The sequence below is a fragment of the Streptomyces smaragdinus genome (assembly GCF_009604385.1).
In the GTDB taxonomy this organism is placed as follows: domain Bacteria; phylum Actinomycetota; class Actinomycetes; order Streptomycetales; family Streptomycetaceae; genus Streptomyces; species Streptomyces smaragdinus.
In genome coordinates, this window is the sequence record NZ_WEGJ01000020.1 from 19,421 (window position 1) to 38,839 (window position 19,419).

The window sequence follows — 19,419 nt, forward strand, 5'->3', positions numbered from 1 at the left end:
CGTGCTGTAATGTTGACCCACGAAAATCTATGGCCTATGACCTGCCGAGAGTTGAGGGCCGGTCCGGTCGAGTCCCCGGGATGGTGACCATGAGTGACGCTGTCGCTATGCCGTACGTCGCGCTCACGAAGACCGAGATCGCCTACAAGATCATCCGCAAGGACATCGTCGAGGGCGTGCTCCGGCCGGGGATGATCATCGACCAGGAGGCCCTCGCCGTCCGGCTCGGGCTGTCGACGACCCCGGTCCGCGAGGCGCTGCGGCTGCTGGAGTCCGAGGACCTCGTCATCAGCCGGCGGCACCGTAACACGGTGGTGGCGCCGCTCGACCTCGAGCAGCTCAAGGACACGTACAACGTCCGGATGGAGCTCGACCCGAAGGCCGTCGCGCTCGGCGCCCGGGTGGCGACGCCGGAGCAGCGCAAGGAGATCAAGAAGCTGCTGGTGCTGGCGGAGATGGACCAGACCCCCGTCGAGGGCCTGCACTCCAACCGCGCGATGCATCGCGCGATGTACAGCTCCTGCGGCAACGCCGTGCTGGTGCAGATCCTCGACAACCTCTGGGACCGCTGCGACCGGTACCGCGTGGCGACGCTGCGGGACGAGGAGCAGGTGAAGGTCGCCATCGACGAACACCGGCTGATCGTGGACGCGTTCGTCGCGGGCGAGTCGGAGGAGGCCGCCCGGCTGATGCTGGAGCATGTCTCGGCGTCCTTCGAGCGCATCGACCACTCGGCGATCGACGCGGACGGGTAGGGCTTTCGCCGGTACGGCGGCACTGAGGGGCGGACACATGGTGTCCGCCCCTCAGTCATTTCCGGAACCCCGGCGAACGGTTGCCTCTGTCACCTCATAGCCTATAGCCTGCACGAAACCTGAGGTCGGGACCTCTATCGAGGAGTACTCGTGATCATCGACAGCCACGCCCATGTGGTCGCACCCCCTGTCTTCTACGCCTACCGCGCGAACCTGCTCGCCGCGGGCGGCCGCTACCGCCCCGCGCTCGGCGTCAGTGACGCCGCCGTGGCCGAGGCCGCCGCGGGCAATATCGCGATCATGGACGGCGTCGGCACGGACATGCAGCTGATCTCGCCGCGTCCGTTCCACCAGATGCACTCCACCAAGCCCGACCAGGTCGTGCACTGGTGGATCGAGGCCAACAACAACCTCATCGCGCAGACCGTCGCCCTGCACCCCGACCGCTTCGCCGGTGTCGCGGGCCTGCCGACCTGCGCCGGTGCCCCGATCGAGGCGGCGCTCCCGGAGCTCGACCGCTGTATCGAGGAGCTCGGCTTCGTCGGCGTGCTGCTGAACCCCGACCCGTACGAGGGCACCGGGCCGTCGCCGCGGCTGAGCGAGGAGTACTGGTACCCGCTCTTCGAGCGCCTCGTGCACTACGACGTGCCGGCGCTGGTGCACTCGGCCGGCTGCAACAGCGGGCGCGAGACCTACAGCGAGCACTTCGTGACCGAGGAGTCCATCGCGATCCTCAGCCTGCTCAACTCCGACGTGTTCGAGCGGTTCCCCACCCTGAAGCTGATCATCTCGCACGGCGGCGGGTCCGTCCCGTACCAGATCGGACGCTGGCAGGCCGAGCGGCTGATGCCAAAGTTCGGCGGGTCGCCGGACGCCGAGCCGTTCGAGGAGGGGCTGCGCCGCTTCTGGTTCGACACCGTGCTGCACAACCCGCTGTCGCTGGAGCTGCTGTTCAAGACGGTCGGCACCGACCGCGTCGTCTTCGGCACCGAGAAGCCGGGCAGCGGATCGGGCACCGACCCCAAGACCGGCCGGGTCTTCGACGACTTCAAGACCACGATCGACGGGATCGGCTTCCTCACCGACGCCGACCGCAGCGCGGTCTACGAGGACAACGCACGTGCCCTGTTCCCCCGGCTCCACGCGCGTATCCCCGCGTGACGTCGGCCGGTAAAAGCAGCTAGAGGAGTCAGCAATGGCGCACGTGGTGGTCGTCAACGACCAGGGTCCGGACGAGGAGATCGTCTCCGTACTCGGCGAGAGCGGAGTGGCGACGGTGACGGAGGCGATGGGGCGTACGGGGCTGCTCGACCCCTGTATCCGTCCCATCTACCGGGGCGCGCGGATCGCGGGCCGGGCCGTGACCGTACTCAGCCAGGCCGGCGACAACCTGATGATCCACGCGGCCATCGAGCAGTGCCGGCCGGGTGACGTGATGGTCGTGGCGACGATGTCGCCCTCGACCGACGGCATGTTCGGCGATCTGCTCGGGACCGCGCTCAAGGCCCGCGGGGTGGTCGGTCTGGTCATCGACGCCGGGTGCCGGGACGTCTCGGACCTGCAGGAGATGGGGTTCCCGGTGTGGTCGCGGGCCGTGTCCGCGATGGGCACGGTGAAGGCCACGGCGGGCTCGGTGAACGTGCCGGTCGTCGTCGCCGGCGCCTACGTACGGCCCGGTGACGTGATCGTCGCCGACGACGACGGGGTGGTCGTCGTACCGCTGGAGCTGGCGAAGGAGACCGCGGTGCTCGCGCCGCAGCGCACCGAGAGCGAGGCGGAGAAGCGCGACCGGTTCCAGAACGGCGAGCTCAGCCTCGACGTGATGAACCTGCGCACCACGCTCACCTCGCTGGGTGTGCGGTACGTCGACGAGCAGGGCCAGGTCCTGCCGGACGCCTCGCCCCGCTGAGCGGGCGGCGGCGGCACAAGCAAGTAGCTGTGAGGAGCACCGGTCCGTGCATGACGAGGACTTTTTCCATACCCATGACGACGTGCTGGACGAGGAGGTCCGGGCGGCGATCTCGAAGGCGATCCTCGATCAGGAGACCCTCGAGCTGCTGACCGTCGGCATCGACATCGGGAGCTCGACCTCCCATCTGCTGTTCGCGCGGGTGCACTTCCAGCGCGAGGGGCACAAGTCGGCCGACCGCTTCGTGGTGATCGAGCGGGAGGTCGTCTGGCGGTCCCCGATCCTGCTCACGCCGTTCCTGGCGGACGGGACGATCGACGCCCACGCGCTGTCGCACTTCGTACAGGACAGCTATCGGGACGCCGGTTTCACCGCGCAGGACGTCGACAGCGGGGCGGTGATCCTCACCGGCGAGGCGATCAAGCGGACGAACGCGCGGGCCATCGACGAGATGTTCGCGACGGAGTCCGGGAAGTTCGTGTGCGCCACCGCCGGGCACAAGCTGGAGAGCATTCTCGCCGCTCACGGCTCGGGGGCGGCGCGGCTGTCGAAGCTGCGGGGGCAGACCGGGCTGCATGTCGACATCGGTGGCGGTACGACGAAGCTGGCGCTGGTCGTCGACGGGGAGATCGTCGATGTGGCCGCCTTCGCGGTCGGCGGGCGGCTCGTCGCGCAGGACGCCGACGGGGCGTGGACGCGGGTCGACGACTCGGCCCGGATGGTCGCCGAGGAGCTCGGGATTCCCGTGGATGCCGAGTCGCTGGCGGATCCCGGGCATCGGGCGGCGATCGCCGGGCGGCTGGCGCGGATCGTCGTGGACGAGATCACCGGGGACGAGCTCGATGAGCTGGGCCGTGCCCTGGAGCTCACCGAGCATCTGCGGCGGCCGAAGGAGCCCGAGTACGTCACCTTCTCGGGTGGGGTTTCCGAATACATCTTCGGGCACACCAGCGAGCGGTTCGGGGACATCGCGCCCGAGCTGGCCGAGGCGGTGATCGGGGAGCTGTCCCGGCGGCTGTCCGTTCCGTCGGTCGATCCGGGGCAGGGCATTCGTGCCACCGTGATCGGGGCCTCGCAGTTCACCGTGCAGGTCAGCGGCAAGACGCTGCATCTGTCGGGGGAGAGCGGGCTGCCCGCGCAGAATCTGCCGGTCGTGCAGTTCAACGGGCTGCTCGGTGACGTCATCGACGAGGACGCCGTGGTCAAGGCGCTGCGGGCGAGCGCCGAGCAGCGGGACGCCGATCCGGCGCAGGCGGTGTGTATCGCCGTGCGGTGGACCGGGAGCGCGACCCATGCGCGGCTGGCGGCGCTGGCGCGGTGCATCGCCGCCGTGGCGGAGCCGGCCTCGGACGACGACGGGCTGCTTGTCGTGGTCGTCGACGCCGATATCGCGTCGCTGCTGGGGCGGGTGCTCCGGGAGGACGCGGGGGTGCGGCGGCCGTTGGTGGCGGTCGACGGGATCGAGCTCAGCGAGCTGGACTTCGTCGACGTGGGGGCGTTCATCGATCCGCCGGGAGTTGTGCCGGTCGTGATCAAGTCGCTGCTGTTCGCCTGACGGCCGGATGCCGACCGAGCGCGGAGGGCTGCTCTCCGTACAGCGGTACGACGTGAGGGTGGACCTCCGCGATCCCGGCGCGCCGTCGTCGACCACGCGGGTCGTGTTCGACGGCCGGCGGGAAGGGGTGTCGTTTCTCGACGCCGGGGATGCGCGGGTTCCCGTCGACGTGGCTGTGGGGACGCAGGTCCGGGAGTACGTGCGCGCGTTGGCGTACGGCTCCGCGGGCAGCGGGCTGTGCCGGGTCGTCGACGAGGCCGACGGGCGGGTGTACGTGTACGCCGCGTCCGGTCCGGCGGGGGCGCGGCGGTGGTTCACGTGCTTCGACCAGCCTGATCTGAAGGCGGCGACGAGCGTTCGGGTGCAGACGCCGCCGGGGTGGGTTGTCGCGGGGACCGGTGCCTGTGACGGAGCGGTGCCGACGTACGCGACGGGGTTTGTCGCGGGTCCCTTCGCGGTCGAGAGCGTGCGGGGGGTCGAGCTGTACGCGGTACGGTCGCGCGCCTCCGTACTGAGGGGTGCGGCCGGTGAGCTCGCCCAGGTGGCCGCCGGGGTCGTCGCCGAGATCGGGCGCAGGCTCGGGCAGCCGGGGCCGGGCAGGCTCCGGGTGGCGTTCGTGCCGGGGCTCGCCTGGCCGGCGCTGGAGACGGCGGGATGCCTGCTGGTCCGGGACTCGCTGCTGACCGCGCCCGGTACGGCCGGGTTCGCCCGGCTGGTGTCCGTGCTCGCCCACGAGATCGCGCACCTGTGGTTCGGGAACCTCGTCACCGTCGGCCGGTGGGACGACCTCTGGCTGCAGGAGGCCCTGGCCGACGTCGTGGGCGAAGCCGCCCTGCGGGCGATCCCCGCGGGGCGGCCCCACACCGGGACCGGCGCCGCGCGCGTCCCCAGCCCGCCGGTGCTCGCCGGCCACCACCCGCCCGCCCCACCCGCGCTCGCCGCCGCCACGAGCGCGCACTACGCGGCCGGCGTACGCAGGGTCCACGGCTGGATCCGGGCGCACGGGGAGCGGGAGTGGTGGACGCGGCTCCGACGGGCCGTCGCCGCGGGCCCGCTGCTCGACGCCACCCTGCTCGCGCCGGCGGAGGAACCGGCCGCCGCCGACCCGTGGGACGAGCTCCAGCGCGCCGTCGCCGCCCGTGAGGCCGACGGACCCGCCGCCCTCGACGCGCTGCTCACCCTGCTCCGCCGCGAGCCCGACGCCGACCGGCTCGCCGCGATGGCGACCTGGTACACCGAGATCCTCCGCCGCGTCGGCTGGCCCCGCCAGGCCGGCGGACGCGAGGCCGACCGGCGGCTCGCCGACGCCCTCCGCCAGGTCATCGCCGGCGCCCCCCACGGCTCGCGGCTCGCGGCGAAGGCCACCCACGCCTGGCTCGCCACCGCCCCCGCGCCCCCGGTGCGGGTCCTGCTCGCGGCGGTTCCCCCGACCGCCACCCTCGCCTGGGCCGCCCGCAACCGCCTCGCCGCCCTCGGTGAACTGGGCCGCCGCGCCGTCCTGGCCGCCGGAACCGGACCCGAGGCGGCCGTCTGCCTGGCCCACCTCCCCGACGCGACGGAGAAGGACCGCGCCTGGGACCGCCTGTTCGAGGCCCCCCACGACCCCGCGACCCTCGCCGCGACGGCCGCCGGCCTCTGGCACGCCGACCACGCCGCGTACGCCACCGGCCCGGCGATCCGTTTCCGGCACGAGTTCGCGGCCCGCACCGCCGCGTACCCCGAACAGCGCGCGGCCGTCCTCGCCCGCTACGCCTTCCCCCGCTCGGTCCTCACCCCCGACGCCCTGACCAGGGCGAACGAGCTCCTGGAAGCGGACCGTCTGCGCCCCGCCCTCCAAGCCACCCTCGCCGACTGCACCGCCGACCTCGCCTGGGCGATCCGCTTCCGATCCCCGCCAGATCTTTACTCCTACACCCTATAGGTTGCAGAATCACCCCGAGAGCCGCCGCCGCAACGGGTGGACGACGAGAGAGTTGAGTTCCCGCATGGCTGAGTACGAGGAGGCGACCACCAACTATGGGGCCGCCAAAACCCCGAAGTTCGTCGCCCCGACCGGCGACGACTTCGGCGGCAAGAAGGAGTTCAAGAGCCCGAAACAGCCCTACGACCACTTCATGGACGCCGAGGGCGTCCCGGTCTACCGCGAGATCGGCTTCGAGGACGTACGCGACCTCGAACTCGGCGACTGGGCGCGGACCGGCGGCCGTGGCGCGTACATCCAGCTGCTCGGCACCGAGGAGCTGTGGGGCATGCACCTCATTGAGGTGCCCCCGGGCGGCGCGCTGGAGATCGACCAGCACATCTACGAGAAGATCATGTACGTCGTCGAGGGCGCCGGCACCACGGAGGTCTGGCGCAACGGCATGACGGACACGGCCCCCCAGACGTTCGAATGGGGCCAGGGCTCCCTCTTCGGCATCCCGCTCAACGCCCCCCACCGGCTGGTGAACGGCAGCGGCAAGCGGGCCCTCCTCATCGCGGGGACCACCGCGCCGGCCGTGCTCAACATGTACGACAACCGCGAGTTCATCTTCGCGAACCCGTACCCCTTCGCCGAGCGCTACGACGGCAAGAGCGACTTCTTCGACTACCGCGACGAGCTGGTGGCCGACCCGGTCCGCGGCCGGGCGATGCAGGTCACGAACCTGATCCCGGACCTGCCGAACCTCGACATGCCGCTCGACAACCAGCGCGGCCCCGGCACCAAGCGCATCCAGCCGTGGATGGCGAACGCCCGCTTCTACATGAAGGTCCTGGAGTTCCAGGTCGGCCGCTACGCCCCCGCCCACCACCACCCGCCCAGCGCGATCCTCATCTGTATCAAGGGCGGCGGCTTCACCTACACCTGGCCGCTGGAGGCGAGCCTGAAGCCGTGGGAGGCCGGCAACGGCGACATGGTCAAGCGGGTCGACTACCGCCCCGGCGGCATGGTCGCCGCCGCGCCCGGCGGCGGCGACTGGGTGCACCAGCACTTCGCGACCAGCGCCGAGCCGCTGCGCGTGCTGGCCATGAACGGCCCGCCGAGCGCCCGTATCGCCGGACTCCTCGCCCCGCCCGGAGCCACGCTGAAGAGTTCCAACCTGGGCCGCAGCGAGGGCGGCAAGAGCATCGAGTTCTGGGACGAGGACCCGCACATCCGCGCCGAGTTCGAGGCCCAGCTGGCGAAGAACGGCATCACCACCCGGATGCCGCCGGAGCTGTACGTACGGCCGGAGGGCCGATGAGAGCGAGGAGAACCCGGTGACCGCGCCCGACGACGTACCGAAGGGCGACGACAAGTACCTCGTCGACCCCTACGCGAACTGGTCCAAGGCCGAGGGCATCCCCGTCCACCTGGACTTCGGGCACGACCTGCTCACCCTGGAGACCGCCCCGTGGGACCGCTACGGCGCCCGCGGCTGCTTCGCCCACACCCGCGGGATGGGCGACTTCATGGCGAACTACGTGCTCGAGGTCGAGCCGACGAAGTCGACGAACGTGGTCCGGCATCTGTACGAGGCCTTCTTCTACGTCCTCGACGGCTACGGCACCACGACGATCTGGCTCCCCGACGGCAACAGGCAGGTGTTCGAGTGGGGCCCGCGCGCCCTGTTCGCGATCCCACTGAACGCCAAGTACCGGATCTCGAACGGATCCAGCAGCAAACGGGCCAGGTTCTCGGTCACGAACGACGCCCCGCTGCTGATCAACCTGTTCCACGACGCGAACTTCGTCTTCGACTGCGACGCGGACTTCCCGGACCGGATCGGCCAGGAGGACTACTTCAGCGGCGGCGGCGAGCACTTCGTCTACAACCGTGACTCGGTCAAGAAGATGAACGTCTGGGAGACCAACTTCATCCACGACCTCACCAGCTTCACGCTGTACGACCTGGAGTCCCGCGGCAAGGGCTCGCGCAACGTGGCCCTGGTCCTGGCCGAGGGCACGATGCACGCCCATATCTCGCAGATCCCCTCGGGGAGCTACAAGAAGGGCCACCGGCACGCGGCGGGCACCCATGTGCACGCCGTCGACGGCGAGGGCTACACGCTGCTCTGGTACGAGGGCGACCAGGAGTTCGTCGAGATCCCCTGGCGGCACGGGTACATGTACACCCCGCCGTTCTGGATGTACCACCAGCACTTCAACACCGCCCCGGACCCGGCCCGTTATCTGGCCTGCAGCCTGGGCAGCCGGCGCTACCCGTTCATCGCGCTGCGCCGCAAGAGCGCGGAGGGACAGGGGCACGTCTCGGTGTCCAAGGGCGGCCGGCAGGTCGAGTACGACGAGCAGGACCCGCGGATCCACCGCAAGTTCCTGGAGGCGCTGGCGAAGAACGGCGTGGACTCGCAGATGGGCGACGTCTTCGACGAGCCCGCGATCCTCGCGCTGGGCCCCGACGAACTGACGGGTGTCATCAGGACGCCGCAGTCGGCGGGTCCGGCCGTCTGACGGCTTCCACGGGCTTCAACAGGCAATGGGGTGGGGCGAATTGCCCCACCCCATTGTTACATCTCAGTGAAAACGTGATCAAAACGAGTCCACCGCAGAGTCTGGACTCCGGAGTCTGCAGCCTATAACTTGCAGCCCATGCGAAACAGCAAGAGTGCAATGTCGCACCGTAGGGACGCCCGATGACGCAACTCGCCCCGTCCCCTCCCGCGCCGCGGCTTGCGCCGCCCCCCTCCGCTCCACGGCTGACGAAGGTCTTCCGCGGACGCTCGGTCGGCGAACTCGTGATCATGCTGGTCGCCGCCGCGCTGGTGATCTACCTCGCCGTCGTTCCGCTGGTGTACCTCGTGATCGGCACGATCACCGACGACAACGGCGCGTTCTCCCTCGACGGCTTCACCCGCGCGTACTCCGACGGACGCCTGTGGGAGCTGATCCAAAACACCCTGGTCTTCGCCGGCGGCGCGACGGTCTTTGCCGTCGTCTGCGGCACCGGCCTCGCCTACGCCGTCGTGCGGACCGACATCCCCGGCCGCGGCCTGATCTTCGTCGCGGCCACCGTGCCGCTGATCATCCCCGGCGTGCTGCACACGATTTCCTGGACGTTCCTCGGCAGCCCCCGCAACGGCCTGCTGAACAGCTGGTCCGAGAGCCTCTTCGGGATCGAGCCGTTCAACATCTTCTCGATGGGCGGCATGATCTTCGTCGACGGCCTCCACCAGACGCCGCTCGTCTTCCTCCTGATGTACGCGGCGTTCCGCAACATGGACCCGTCGTTCGAGGAGTCGGCGCTGATGGCCGGCTCGAAGCTGCCGACCGTCATCACCCGGATCACGCTGCCGCTGGTGAAGCCGGCCCTGATCGGTGTCATCGCCCTCACCTTCGTCCGGGCGATCGAGGCCTTCGAGGTCCCCGCGATCCTCGGCACGCCGGGCGGCATCCGCGTCTTCACGTCCGGGATCTACAACTCGCTGCACCTGTTCCCGCCGGACTACGCCGCCGCCGGCGCGCTGGCCATGCCGGTCCTTGCGATCGCCGCCATCGCGATGTACTTCCAGAGCCGCCTCAACAAGAAGGCCAAGAACTTCCAGACCGTCACCGGCAAGGGCTTCCGCCCGCGTCCGCTGCCGCTGGGCGGCGTGAAGTACGCCCTGGCCCCGCTGATGTTCCTGTTCTTCCTGGTCGCGGTGGTCTTCCCGGTCCTGATGCTCCTCTACGTCTCCACGCAGAAGATCTACAAGGGCCCGTCGCTGGACAGCCTGTCGCATCTGACGCTGAGCAACTACGGCGAGATCCTGAGCGACGGCGACATCATGCAGGCGCTGCGCAACTCGGTCGTGGTCGGCCTGACCACCGCCACCCTCGTGATGCTCGTGATGGCGGTCGTCTCCTGGATCACCGTGCGGGCCCGGCCGAAGGGCTCGGGGATCCTGGAGAGCCTGACGTTCCTGCCGATCGGCGTGCCCAGCCTGGTCCTCGGCGTGTCCCTGCTCTTCGTGTACCTGCGGGTGCCGATCCCGATCTACGGCACGCTGCTGATCCTGATCGTCTCGTACTTCACGAAGTACATGCCGTACGGCATGCGTTACGCGAGCTCGGCCATGATCCAGGTGTCGGGGGAGCTGGAGGAGAGCGCCCAGACCAGCGGCGCGACCTGGCTGCAGACCTTCCGGCGGGTGCTCATCCCCACCATTCTCCCCGGCCTCCTCAGCGGCTGGATCTACGTCCTCGTCGTGTCGTTCCGCGAGGTCGCCAGCTCCCTGCTCCTCTACACGCCGGGCAACGAGGTTCTCTCCGTCGTCATCTGGCAGCAGTGGGAGAACGGCCAGCTCACTCTCCTCTCGACGCTCGGCATCATCATGATCCTCGTCCTGTGCTTCTTCGTCGGGGTCAGCCGGTTCGTCGGTTCCAGGTTCGGTGTCAAAGAAGACGGATTCAGCGAGGTCAAGCACTGATGGACAGCAACAAGCTCCTCAAGGTCGAGGGTCTGTACAAGAGCTACGGCGGCCACCAGAAGGGCCGCGAGCGCAACTACGCCGTCGCCGACATCAACCTGTCCGCGGCCTCCGGCGACTTCCTGACGCTGCTCGGCCCGTCCGGCTGCGGCAAGAGCACGACGCTGCGCTGTATAGCCGGCCTCGAGTCGCCGGACCTCGGCACCATCACCGTCGCCGACCGGGTGCTGTTCAGCTCGGACAACGGCATCTCCGTCCGGGCCAACCAGCGCGGCCTCGGCATGGTGTTCCAGTCGTACGGCATCTGGCCGCACATGGACGTCTACAAGAACGCCGCCTTCCCGCTCCAGGTCGGCGAGAAGAAGAACCGCCCGCCGGCCAAGCAGATCCGCGAGCGGGTCGAGCGCGCGCTGGAGGTCGTGCAGCTCAGCGACTTCGCCGGCCGATCGGCCACCGCCCTGTCCGGCGGTCAGCAGCAGCGGCTCGCCCTGGCCCGCGCGCTGGTGATGGAGCCGCCGCTGCTCCTGCTGGACGAGCCGCTGTCGAACCTGGACGCGAAGCTCCGTACCGACATGCGCTTCGAGCTCAAGCGGCTCCAGCACGAGATCGGCGTGACCACGGTCTACGTCACCCACGACCAGTCCGAGGCGCTGGCCATGTCGACCAACATCGCCGTGATGTCGAACGGCAAGGTCGAGCAGGTCGGCTCCCCGCGTGAGGTGTACGGCTCGCCGGCCGCCGAGTTCGTCGCCCGCTTCGTCGGCAGCGCGAACCTCGTCTCCGGCACCGTCACCTCGGCCTCCGGCGACGGGGTCACGGTTAAGACGCCCGACGGGCTGATCACCGCCTCCACCACGACGGACCTCGCCGTGGGCGCGGACGTGTTCGTCTCCGTACGGCCGGAGTCCGTCACCCTCACGCCGGCCGGCGGCGAGCGCGGGGAGTGGGAGGGCGTCGTCGACGGCAGCGCCTACCTCGGCATGACGATGGAGTACCGCGTCAAGGTCGGCGACACCGAGTGGAACGTGAGCGGCTCCAGCGAGTCCCCCCTCGCCGACGGCACCCCCATCCGCCTGTCCTTCGCCAAGCACGGCTGCGCGGCCGTACCGATGGCGGCGGCGAGCTGATGACGTTCACGAAGCCATCGAGGCGGCTGGTTTCCCTGGCGGCCGCGACCGCGGCCACCGCCGTGCTGATGTCCGCCTGCGGATCGCCCAACCAGACGACCGTCAAGGCCGACACCTCCGCGCTGGAGAAGGTCTACGAGCAGATCGAGGGCCTCTCGCTCGAGGAGCGTGACGCCAAGCTGGCCGAGCTCGCCGAGGAGGAGGGCGGGGAGGTGATGCTGTACACCACCGCCGAGGCCAAGGACTCCGACCCGCTGACCGACGCCTTCGAGGCCAAGTACGGCATAAAGGTCACCTACTACCGGGCCGCCGGCGAGATGGTGGCGCAGAAGGTGCTGCAGGAGGTGTCGGCCAATCACGAGGGCGCCGACCTGTACATGGCCGACGCGGCGCAGGGGACCGTGCTGGCCGCGAAGAAGGCCCTGGCGCCGCTGAAGACCCCGCTGACCGAGCGCCTCATCCCGGGCTCGTTCAACGAGTACAACGCGGCGATCTACCTGCTCGCGCCGGTGATCTCGTGGAACACCGACCTCGTCAAGGATCCGCCGAAGGACCTCGAGGACGCGCTGACCCGGTTCAAGGGCAAGTTCATGATCGAGCAGGAGGACAGCGCCTGGTTCAAGGGCCTGGTCCAGGACTACTTCGTCAAGCAGAAGAAGATGACGGAGGAGGAGGCGGTCGCCTACGTCGAGGACGCCCTCCCGGGTGCCTTCGTCGTCAAGGGCCACACCCTCGAGACGACCCTGCTCTCGTCGGGCCAGGCCGAGGTCTGCCTCGCCTGCTACTACCACTCGATCACCTCCGCCAAGGAGGACGGGGCGCCGGTCGAGGCGATGCCGATCGCCGATCCCGTGCCCTACATGTTCACCTCGGCGGGCCTTCCGGTGACCACGACGCGCCCGGCATCGGCCCTGCTGCTGCTCGACTTCCTGCTGACCGACGGCCAGCAGCTGATCGCCGGGCAGAACCGGAACCCGTCCAACCGGGACTACCAGGGGAAGTTCAAGGTCGAGGAGTACGACTCCTTCCCGTACTCGGTGAACGACAGCGAGGAAGACCTCGCGAAGTGGCAGGGCATCTACGAGGACGTGCTGGCCAAGGCCGGCGGCAGCGTCATCGACAAGGAGTGACCCGGCCCGACCTCGAGCCGCCCGGCACTCCCCGGCCGACAGCCGGCCCCCGCATCTCCCGAACCGAAACGGAGCAACGATGTTCACGAAGCGATCGAGACGGCTGGCTTCCGTCATGGCCGCGACCGCGGCCACCGCGGTGCTGATGTCCGCCTGCGGATCCCCCAACAAGGCGACCGTCGAGGCCGACACCTCCGCCCTCGACGCGGTCTACGAGCAGATCGAGGGGCTGTCGCAGGAGAAGCGCACCGAGAAGCTCGTCGAGCTGGCCAAGGACGAGGGCGGGAAGATCAGCTTCTACGCCGGCACCAAGCCCGAGGACACCGACCCGCTCATCGCCGGGTTCGAGAAGAAGTACGGCATCAAGGTCTCGAACTACCGCGCCGGCGGCGAGGTCATCGCGCAGAAGGTGCTGCAGGAGGTGCAGGCCAAGCACGACGGCGCCGACCTGTACGTCGCCGACGCCTCCCAGGGCTCGGTCCTCGCGGGCCTCAAGGCCCTCGCGCCGCTGAAGGCACCGCTCACGAAGCGGCTGATCCCCGGCTCGGCCACCGACTACACGGCCGCCCTGTACGTCATCGCCCCGGTGATCTCCTGGAACACCGAGCTGGTCAAGAAGCCGCCGACGAGCATCGAGGACGCCCTCAAGCGCTTCCGCGGCAAGTTCATGATCGAGCAGGAGGACGCCCCCTGGTTCGAGGCACTCGTCAAGGAGTACTTCGTCAAGGAGAAGGGGATGTCCGAGGACGAGGCGATCAAGTACTGGGAGGACTCGGTCCGCGGCGCGTTCGTCGTCAAGGGCCACACCCTCGAGACCACGCTGCTCACCTCGGGCCAGGCGGAGGTCTGCCTCGGCTGCTACTACCACGCGATCTCCTCGAGCAAGGCCGAGGGCGCGCCGGTCGACGCCATGCCGATCGTGGAGCCCGTGCCGTACACCTTCATCTCCGCCGGTATCCCGGTCACCGTGAAGCACCCGGCCACCGCCCTGCTGTTCCTGGACTTCCTGCTGACCGACGGCCAGCAGATGTTCGTCGACCAGAACCGCAACCCGGCGAACATCGACTACCAGGGCGCTTTCAAGCTCGACGAGCACAAGAACATCCCGTACGCGCTGAACAGCGACGAGGAAAACCTCAAGAAGTGGTCCGGGATCTACGAGGACGTGCTGGCCAAGGCCGGCGGCAAGCCGATCGAGGACTGACCGCACCACCCTGCCCCGGCGCCCCTCCATCCAGCTGACACAGGAGGGGCACCGGGGCGGGCGACGCCCCAGGGGACGCGGGGCAGAGCACCGATGAAGCAAGGAGCAAGAGGATGCGCATCACCAAGGAACTCAACGAACGTCTCACCCGCGTCGGTCCCGGCACCCCGATGGGCGACGTGTTCCGCCGGTACTGGATACCCGCCTGCCTGAGCGAGGAGCTCCCCGCGCCCGACGCCCCGCCGATCCGCGTCCGGCTGCTGGGCGAGGACCTGATCGCGTTCCGCGACAGCAACGGCGACGTCGGCCTCGTCGACGCGTACTGCGCCCACCGCCGCGCCCCGCTGTTCTACGGCCGCAACGAGGAGTGCGGGATCCGCTGCGTCTTCCACGGCTGGAAGTTCGACGCCACCGGCGCCTGCGTCGACATGCCGTCCGAGCCGCCGACCAGCAAGTTCAAGACCCGCGTCTCCATCAAGGCCTACCCGACGTACGAGGCCGGCGGCCTGGTGTGGACGTACATGGGCCCGCGCGAGACCACCCCCGACGTCCCCGACTACGAGTGGCTGCGCGCCCCCGAGACGCACCGGCGGGTCTCAAAGACCGGCGAGCAGTGCAACTACCTCCAGGCGATCGAGGGCGGCATCGACACCGTCCACTCGTCCTTCGCCCACAACGAGGACATCAGCAACCGCAACCTGCTGCGCTCCCGCGACACCCACCCCAAGCTCGAGGTGGACATCGCCGCGCACGGCTTCACCTACGCGAGCATCCGCAACGTCAGCGACGAGCAGACGTATCTGCGGATCTACCAGTTCCTGATGCCGTTCCAGCAGTCCCGCGGGCGCTTCATCGACTGGGAGGGCAACCCGCAGGGGCTGCCGTCCGTGCACGGGCATCTGTGGGTGCCGATCGACGACGAGAACACCTTCGTCTACAACTTCATGTACTCCACGGACGACCGCTTCCCGATCTCCGACGAGTACTGGGAGTCCCACGAGAGCAGGTTCGGCCGCGGCAAGGACGACTTCGTCGAGGGTACGTACTGGCTCAAGCTAGGCCCCCAGAACGACTACGGGATCGACCGCGAGCTCCAGCGCACCAAGACGTACACCGGCATCAAGGGCGTGAACACGCAGGACTTCGCCCTCCAGGTCGGCATGGGCCCCATCGTCGACCGCAGCCTGGAGGCCCTGGGCTCCACGGACCGCGCGATCAACGCCGCCCGCCGGCTCCTCCTCCAGGCGGCCGACGACGTCGAGGCCGGCGGCATGCCGCGCGGCTCGGCGCCGGAGGACCACCGCGACACCCGCGGCTACGACCTGCTCGTCGTCCGCGGCACCGAATGGCGTGACGCGTCCAAGGAAGGCACCCGGTCCCAGTGGCAGTGAACGAGACGACCACCGAGTACGAGGTCCAGGAGGTGCGCGCCACCGGCCGCACCCCCGAGGCCGTCACCGAGGACCTGAACGTCCTGCTGAAGGAACGCACCGCGGCCGGCTGGTCGCTCCGCGAGATCCAGCCGATCATCTACAACTCGTCCACCACGGGCTATCTGCTCCTCTTCTTCGAGCGGGAGGTCTGATGGATACCGAAGCGATCGGCCGCCTGCGGCAGCTCGACGCCTGCACGGTCTCCGACGCCCTGGACTCCCTCGGGATCCTCGGCACCCCGCTGGGCATCCGCCCGATGTGGGAGGGCGCCGCGGTCGTCGGCCGCGCGGTCACCATGAAGCTCGCCCCCTTCGGTGAGGGCGAGGCCGAGAAGCCGGTGCACCTGGGTGCGGCGGCGATCGAGGCGAGCGGGCCGGGTGACGTGATCGTCATCGACAACGGCGGCCGGGTCGGCATGGGGTCGTGGGGCGGGCTGCTGTCCACCGCCGCGATCGAGGCCGGTGTCGCCGGCGTCGTGTCCGACGGCGCGCTGCGGGACGTCGACGAGGCGCGGGTGCTGGGCTTCCCGGTCTTCGCGCGCGCCCCGATCACCCGTACCGCCAGGGCGCGGGCGACCGAGGTCAGCCAGGGTGAGCCGGTCGAGATCGACGGGATCACCGTACGGTCCGGGGACATCGTCGTCGCCGACGGCAGCGGCGTCGTCGTCGTCCCGGCCGAGCGGCTGGCCGAGGTCGTCGGGATCGCCGAGGGGCTCGCCCGCCGCGAGGCCGGCATGGTCGAGGGCCTGCGCAAGGGCCTGAAGCCGTCCGAGGTGATGGGCCCCGAGTACCAGAACGCGCTGAAGCGGGCACAGCAGTGACCGCACTGCGCCTGAGCATGGCGCTCACCGAGAACCCGATGACCCGCCCGCTCCTCGACGGGCGGGTGAGGGTGCAGGGGGTCGAGCTCGCGGCGACCGGGCTGCATCCGTCGGAGCTCTTCTGGCGCCAGCTCAAGTTCGGCGAGTTCGACATCTCCGAGATGTCGCTGTCGTCGCTGAGCATCGGCAGGTCGCAGGGGCTGCGGGACTGGGTCGCCGTACCCGTCTTCACCACCCGCCGCTTCTTCCACACCGACATGCTCGCCCGCGACGACGCCGGCATCGAGACGCCCGCCGACCTGGTGGGCAAGCGCGTCGGCGTGCCCGAGTACCAGCAGACCGCGGCCGTGTGGGCGCGCGTCGCGCTGGCGGACGAGTTCGGCGTACGGGCCAGTGACCTCAAGTGGTTCATGGAACGGCCCCCGGAGAAGAGCCACGGCGGCGCGACCTCGTTCGCGCCGCCGCCCGGCGTCGACCTCACGTACATCCCGCCGGACCGCACCATGGGCCAGCTCCTCGCCAGCGGCGAGCTGGATGCCGCGGTCCGCTACCTCGGGACGACGAACCTCGTCGACCGCAGCGGACGCAGCGCGGCGAGCATCCCGCATCTGCGCCCGCTCTTCGCGGACAAGGTCGCCGAGGGCGTGCGCTACCTCCGGGCGACGGGGATCCTGCCGATCAACCACGTCGTGGTGATCCGCCGGTCCCTGTTCGAGGAGCACCCGTGGCTCGCGCTCAACCTGTACGCGGCCTTCGCCGAGGCGAAGGAGCTGGTGTACGAGCCGCTTCCGGACCTGATCGCCGGCTGGGCCCGTACGGGCGACGTCGACGCCTCCGTCGTACACACCCTGCGCGACACCGACCCCGTGCCGTACGGCATCGCGGCGAACAAGCACGTCCTGGAGCGGCTGTCGCAGGCCCTCGTCGAACAGGGCCTGGTCGCCGAGCGGGTCGAGCCGCTGTCGCTCTTCGCCCCCAGCACCCACGCGCTGTGAACAAGCACTTCGCAAGAACCGAAAGGAAGACCACGTCGTGAGCCGACGTCGTATCTACGAGATCCCCGGGGTGAACCACGGGGCCGCGCCGATCCCCATGGCCGCCCGCGTCGGGAACCTGTTCCAGTCCAGCGGGATCTCGGGCCGCAACCCGGAGAACAACGAGCTCCCCGAGGACGGCGTGGCCCAGGTGGACTTCGCGTTCGCCAACGCCCGCACCCTGCTCGACGTCGCCGGTGTCGGACTCGACGAGGTCGTGTTCCTCGAGGTCGTGCTGGAGGACAACTCCCTGCGCGACGACATCAACCGGCACTGGCTCGACTGGTACCCCGACGCCCAAGACCGCCCCGCGCGGCACACGACGGTCCGCGAGCTGCCGGGCCACCTGAAGATGCAGCTGCGCATCGAGGCATGGACGGAGAGCACCAAGTGACCGACGACATCGTCAAGGGACTGGCCCGGGCGGCGACCTCCGGCATCTCGGACGCCCTGGACCGGCTGGGCATCGCCGGCCAGGTGCACGGCATCCAGCCGCTCGACCCCGACTTCGCCCTCGCCGGCCGGGCGTTCACCGGCCTCTACCAGCCGGTCGACGTCAACGGCGGCACCGTCGGCGACTACATCGACGACGTCCCCGAGGGCGCCGTCGTCGTCCTCGACAACCGGGGCCGCACCGACGCCACCGTCTGGGGCGACATCCTCACCATGGTCGCCGCCAACAAGGGCATCGCCGGCACCGTCATCGACGGCGTCTGCCGCGACAGCAAGCGCGCCCGCGAGCTCAACTACCCCGTCTTCTCCCGCGGCCGCTACATGCGCACCGGCAAGGACCGCGTCCAGATGACCGGCATCCAGGTCCCCGTCACCCTCGGCGAGATCCGCGTGCACCCCGGCGACATCCTCATCGGCGACGGCGACGGGATCGTCGTCGTACCGCAGGAGCGGGCCCAGGAGGTGCTCGACCTCGTCAACGAGATCGAGGGCACCGAGGAGCGGATCCGCGAGCAGGTGCAGGCGGGTGTCGCGCTGGTCGAGGCGCGGAAACAGCTCGGCTACCACCAGCTGCAGACCAAGCGCTGAGCGCGGCAGAGAGAAAGGAGAGCCCGCTGTGGCCGAGATAGTCCTGGGGCTGGCTACGTCGCACACCCCCCAGCTGAGCACCGAGACCTCCTGGTGGGAGGACCACGCCAACCGTGACCGCCGCAACACCTTCCTGATCGGCAGGGACGGCGAGGTCCACGACTACGCCTCGCTCGCCGCCGTACCCGAGTGGGCGGTGCCCGCCGAGCGGCTCACGCCCGAGGTGTGGCAGTCGCTGCACGAGCGCGGGCAGGCCGGCGTACAGACCCTGAAGGACAAGCTCGCCGAGGTCGCGCCCGACGTCGTCGTCGTGATCGGCGACGACCAGGACGAGATGTTCCACGACGACGGCCTGCCGACGTTCGCCGTCTTCCACGGCGACTCGATCTACGACATGCCCCCCGAGCAGGCCAAACTCGACGCGACCGCCGACGGCATCAAGGCCGCCATGTGGGCGCGGCACGCGGAGGCCCCGGACAAGTACGTGACGCCGGGCGACCTGGGCCGGCACCTCGTGCTGTCCGTCGTCGAGGACGAGTTCGACGTCGTCGCCTTCGCCCGCCAGCCGCAGGAACGCAGCATCGGGCACGCGTTCACCTTTGTACGGAGGCGGCTGATGGGCGAGGAGATGATCCCGCTGCTGCCCATCGCCGTGAATTCGTACATCCCGCCGAACGTGCCGTCGGCGCGGCGCTGCTACCAGTTCGGCCGGGCGATCCGGCGGGCGATCGAGTCGTACCCGGAGGATCTGCGGGTGGCGGTCGTGGCGTCGGGCGGGCTGAGCCACTTCGTCGTCGACGAGGAGCTCGACCGCCGGATCCTCGACGGGCTGAAGAACCGCGACGTCGAGTCGCTGTCGACCATCCCGCGCAAGCACATGCGTTCGGGCACGTCGGAGAGCCTGCTGTGGATCGCCGCGGGCGGGGCTCTGGAGCATCTCGAGATGACCGAGGTGGACTACATCCCCGCCTACCGGTCCGAGGCGGGCACCGGCATCGGCACGGCCTTCGCCGTGTGGCAGTGAG

Annotated in this window: 18 protein-coding genes; all 18 read left to right on the top strand. The window is 69.6% G+C overall.

Features of this window, described 5'->3' with window-relative positions; genetic code table 11:
* Nucleotides 1-89: 89 nt before the first annotated feature.
* The 18 genes from SRB5_RS22380 (at nt 90) to SRB5_RS22465 (ending at nt 19,418) form a co-directional block, all read left to right on the top strand.
* Entirely contained in the window at nt 90-755 is a 666-nt protein-coding gene (locus tag SRB5_RS22380; RefSeq protein ID WP_194292996.1) for a GntR family transcriptional regulator, read from the top strand.
* 150 nt (nt 756-905) lie between these two features.
* A complete protein-coding gene (locus SRB5_RS22385; RefSeq protein ID WP_323378298.1) occupies nt 906-1,916 on the top strand; it encodes an amidohydrolase family protein in 1,011 nt (336 codons plus the stop codon).
* 34 nt (nt 1,917-1,950) lie between these two features.
* A complete protein-coding gene (locus SRB5_RS22390) occupies nt 1,951-2,664 on the top strand; it encodes a 4-carboxy-4-hydroxy-2-oxoadipate aldolase/oxaloacetate decarboxylase (protein WP_153454862.1) in 714 nt (237 codons plus the stop codon).
* Between the two features lie 46 nt (nt 2,665-2,710).
* Nucleotides 2,711-4,219 carry an ethanolamine ammonia-lyase reactivating factor EutA gene (locus SRB5_RS22395; protein WP_323378299.1) on the top strand — a complete coding sequence of 503 codons (1,509 nt, stop codon included), beginning with the start codon at nt 2,711-2,713 and terminating at the stop codon, nt 4,217-4,219.
* 7 nt (nt 4,220-4,226) lie between these two features.
* Nucleotides 4,227-6,140, top strand: a complete 1,914-nt coding sequence (locus SRB5_RS37570) for a M1 family aminopeptidase (protein ID WP_153454864.1) — start codon at nt 4,227-4,229, stop codon at nt 6,138-6,140.
* Between the two features lie 64 nt (nt 6,141-6,204).
* Nucleotides 6,205-7,443, top strand: coding sequence for a cupin (locus SRB5_RS22405; RefSeq protein ID WP_153454866.1), 1,239 nt, complete (start codon nt 6,205-6,207; stop codon nt 7,441-7,443).
* Between the two features lie 16 nt (nt 7,444-7,459).
* On the top strand, nt 7,460-8,650 hold the full coding sequence (locus tag SRB5_RS22410) for a cupin domain-containing protein (protein ID WP_228390328.1): 1,191 nt from the start codon (nt 7,460-7,462) through the stop codon (nt 8,648-8,650).
* Nucleotides 8,651-8,832: 182 nt separating this feature from the next.
* On the top strand, nt 8,833-10,605 hold the full coding sequence (locus SRB5_RS22415; RefSeq protein ID WP_153454868.1) for an ABC transporter permease: 1,773 nt from the start codon (nt 8,833-8,835) through the stop codon (nt 10,603-10,605).
* Nucleotides 10,605-11,732, top strand: a complete 1,128-nt coding sequence (locus tag SRB5_RS22420) for an ABC transporter ATP-binding protein (protein ID WP_153454870.1) — start codon at nt 10,605-10,607, stop codon at nt 11,730-11,732. Before SRB5_RS22415 ends, SRB5_RS22420 begins: the two co-directional genes overlap by 1 nt.
* On the top strand, nt 11,732-12,862 hold the full coding sequence (locus tag SRB5_RS22425) for an extracellular solute-binding protein (protein ID WP_153454872.1): 1,131 nt from the start codon (nt 11,732-11,734) through the stop codon (nt 12,860-12,862). The genes SRB5_RS22420 and SRB5_RS22425 overlap by 1 nt, the downstream gene beginning before the upstream one ends.
* Before the next feature lie 79 nt (nt 12,863-12,941).
* Complete coding sequence (locus tag SRB5_RS22430; RefSeq protein WP_153454874.1) at nt 12,942-14,066, top strand: extracellular solute-binding protein; 1,125 nt, start codon at nt 12,942-12,944, stop codon at nt 14,064-14,066.
* Between the two features lie 113 nt (nt 14,067-14,179).
* Nucleotides 14,180-15,457, top strand: a complete 1,278-nt coding sequence (locus SRB5_RS22435) for a Rieske 2Fe-2S domain-containing protein (protein ID WP_153454876.1) — start codon at nt 14,180-14,182, stop codon at nt 15,455-15,457.
* Complete coding sequence (locus tag SRB5_RS22440) at nt 15,448-15,651, top strand: hypothetical protein (RefSeq protein WP_153454878.1); 204 nt, start codon at nt 15,448-15,450, stop codon at nt 15,649-15,651. The genes SRB5_RS22435 and SRB5_RS22440 overlap by 10 nt, the downstream gene beginning before the upstream one ends.
* Entirely contained in the window at nt 15,651-16,319 is a 669-nt protein-coding gene (locus SRB5_RS22445; RefSeq protein WP_153454880.1) for an RraA family protein, read from the top strand. Before SRB5_RS22440 ends, SRB5_RS22445 begins: the two co-directional genes overlap by 1 nt.
* Entirely contained in the window at nt 16,316-17,314 is a 999-nt protein-coding gene (locus SRB5_RS22450; protein ID WP_153454882.1) for a substrate-binding domain-containing protein, read from the top strand. Before SRB5_RS22445 ends, SRB5_RS22450 begins: the two co-directional genes overlap by 4 nt.
* A gap of 37 nt (nt 17,315-17,351) precedes the next feature.
* Nucleotides 17,352-17,747: a RidA family protein gene (locus SRB5_RS22455; protein WP_153454884.1), complete on the top strand. Its 396-nt coding sequence runs from the start codon at nt 17,352-17,354 to the stop codon at nt 17,745-17,747.
* The gene (locus tag SRB5_RS22460; protein ID WP_323378301.1) at nt 17,744-18,394 is read left to right on the top strand and encodes an RraA family protein; all 651 of its coding nucleotides are present in this window, start codon (nt 17,744-17,746) and stop codon (nt 18,392-18,394) included. Before SRB5_RS22455 ends, SRB5_RS22460 begins: the two co-directional genes overlap by 4 nt.
* Nucleotides 18,395-18,422: 28 nt before the next feature.
* The gene (locus SRB5_RS22465) at nt 18,423-19,418 is read left to right on the top strand and encodes a DODA-type extradiol aromatic ring-opening family dioxygenase (RefSeq protein ID WP_153454888.1); all 996 of its coding nucleotides are present in this window, start codon (nt 18,423-18,425) and stop codon (nt 19,416-19,418) included.
* The last annotated feature ends 1 nt before the right edge of the window (nt 19,419 follow it).

Coding starts and splice junctions, on each gene's coding strand:
- SRB5_RS22380 (WP_194292996.1), top strand. CDS start 90: ATGAGTGACGCTGTCGCTATGCCGTACGTCGCGCTCACGAAGACCGAG.
- SRB5_RS22390 (WP_153454862.1), top strand. CDS start 1,951: ATGGCGCACGTGGTGGTCGTCAACGACCAGGGTCCGGACGAGGAGATC.
- SRB5_RS37570 (WP_153454864.1), top strand. CDS start 4,227: ATGCCGACCGAGCGCGGAGGGCTGCTCTCCGTACAGCGGTACGACGTG.
- SRB5_RS22405 (WP_153454866.1), top strand. CDS start 6,205: ATGGCTGAGTACGAGGAGGCGACCACCAACTATGGGGCCGCCAAAACC.
- SRB5_RS22415 (WP_153454868.1), top strand. CDS start 8,833: ATGACGCAACTCGCCCCGTCCCCTCCCGCGCCGCGGCTTGCGCCGCCC.
- SRB5_RS22420 (WP_153454870.1), top strand. CDS start 10,605: ATGGACAGCAACAAGCTCCTCAAGGTCGAGGGTCTGTACAAGAGCTAC.
- SRB5_RS22425 (WP_153454872.1), top strand. CDS start 11,732: ATGACGTTCACGAAGCCATCGAGGCGGCTGGTTTCCCTGGCGGCCGCG.
- SRB5_RS22430 (WP_153454874.1), top strand. CDS start 12,942: ATGTTCACGAAGCGATCGAGACGGCTGGCTTCCGTCATGGCCGCGACC.
- SRB5_RS22435 (WP_153454876.1), top strand. CDS start 14,180: ATGCGCATCACCAAGGAACTCAACGAACGTCTCACCCGCGTCGGTCCC.
- SRB5_RS22445 (WP_153454880.1), top strand. CDS start 15,651: ATGGATACCGAAGCGATCGGCCGCCTGCGGCAGCTCGACGCCTGCACG.